The organism is Neorhizobium sp. SHOUNA12A (genome assembly GCF_023006505.1).
GTDB lineage: Bacteria > Pseudomonadota > Alphaproteobacteria > Rhizobiales > Rhizobiaceae > Neorhizobium.
The window spans coordinates 1-1,958 of the sequence record NZ_JALBGV010000186.1 but is presented as its reverse complement, the minus strand read 5'-3'; the positions used below and the strand labels follow the sequence as shown (position 1 = coordinate 1,958).

The 1,958-nt window shown below is 55.7% G+C and carries 1 protein-coding gene; it reads right to left on the bottom strand.

The window, feature by feature from the left end; all coding sequences use genetic code 11:
• Positions 1-437 precede the first annotated feature (437 nt).
• Entirely contained in the window at positions 438-1,289 is an 852-nt protein-coding gene (locus MOV63_RS32375) for a hypothetical protein (protein WP_247039830.1), read from the bottom strand.
• Positions 1,290-1,958 lie beyond the last annotated feature (669 nt).

The window sequence follows — 1,958 nt, the reverse complement described above, 5'->3', positions numbered from 1 at the left end:
GAAATGTGTTAGTCGGGGTGTTTGACGACAAAAGGAGCGGACATCGCCCCGTTTTTATATCGGCCCCGACTGAGGCGGTCGCTCCGTGCCGGCCGGGGCCACGTCAGCATGCCACGTCATTACATGCGCTAGTGTCATGGAACCGTTCAGCTGACGTGGCGGCGATATGACCTGGTGCCCAACCCGGTCACTAGCTGAACGATAGCCAGGCCCATTTCGGCCTCGGCGGTGGCTTGTTCGGATAAATTGGACGGAAGACAAGATCCCGGTGTCCCACAGGAGCGGAGCATTGAACCTGAATACATCGGTTGTGCAAAAGGAAGAACGATTGGATTGATAACTATCTGGTGGGAGCAGTTTGCAATTTAGAGCATCCCGAAGCACACGAAATATCAACGCGGAAAAATTAAAGCAGCATTATCGCCGTCAGGAAGCACTTATGCCAACAACCAATCCGGGATCTCGGGATCATCACCGGTAAATCTTTTCGGGCTGGATCTCTCCCCCTCCTCCTCCTCATTCATAATATGGTTGGTCGCACCGCCCATGACGATTGATACAGATCCATTGAATTTGCATTGCTTGAACATATTACCGACGCAGGTGTGGGAAGTTTCCGGCAGCGAAATGCGTATAGTAGTCAGTGGCCTGGGACTGTTCGAAATGGGCGGTGGCGCTGGAGGGTTCGAAATGGAGCTTGCCGCGAGACAGCCCGCTAGCGCCTCAACGCGCGAAATTGATGATTTCGCCGTCTTCAAATGATCGAGCGCCCCCCGGAGAGCAAGCTCCTCGGCAAGGTTCACGAACGGAGCGACATCGGCGTTGCCAGAATTGCGTCCTCGCTTCTCAACGTAAGAAACGATGAACTTCATACTCTCATAAAGAGTGATTGCATCCCCAAGAACAGACATGTCGTCAGAGCCCACGGACGAAACGTCATCGTCGTCGTCATCCTGGACCGTGGGGCCGGGAGGGGCTTTGAAGTTGGGGGACACTCCATGATCCGCACCGCCGGTCGTTCGTACCTCCGGTGCGGGTGAGCCGCTTTCCGCCCTCACTCCGGGTCCTCGAAACGTTGCCAAAGATTCGACACGGCTTTCCTTTGCCGTCCAAATGCCAAACGGTGGCCCCGTATAACCTGGGGGAGCACCCTTAGCTTGTTCGCTAAAAAAATTGTCAGTCATCGAACAATCGGAAATGCGGAAAACATACCGATGGCCTCCGGGGCTCATGCCAGTGGCAATGGCGTCGGTAGCGGGATCGGCGAATGAAACGGTTTTCTGAGACATGATGCGTGCTTTTCAGAGGGTTGGATATGGAAACGGAAATTGCAGTGAAGTTGGTTTGCAAGTTGTGGTGAATTTTGCAGATGAAAGAGCGGACGCCGGCGCTTTTTATACCGGTGCCCAAAGGGTATTCGGAGGGCATGGCATATCTACCCCGCTCGGCCCGCCCTCCGGCCTGCCCCCCGAATTGCTGACGTGGCCGAGCTGCTGACGTGGCATGCCACGTCATTGTTGTCGCAACGCGCGACCGCATTGGGCGGCCTCTTTTCCCGCCTCGCGAAATCGACATAAAGCCGGGGTTTGCGCCGGAATTTCATCAAACCGGTTTCTTCCACCTTCCACCAACCAGCTGACGATCTTCCTCTCCCTTCATCAAAACAAACCACGCTGCAACGGAAACTCGCTTTGCTCAACCGCGCCCGCCTCGAAAATGGCTGAGCAATCCCCGCTTGAGGACCTCGTCACGAGCTTGACCGCCGCTCACCCCAGCGACGTCTCAGAGCCCGTCTTTGAAAAGGTCAACCCGGATGGGACCTTTGCTCCCCTACGCGGCAACACGTTCATGTTCCCCCTTGCCGATAATCCCGGGGTCCATGGCGCTCTCACAAACATGGTGGCTGAGCTGAAGACGGCGGGCCTTGACAAATTCTTCGCTTTTCTCCCCGCAGACAC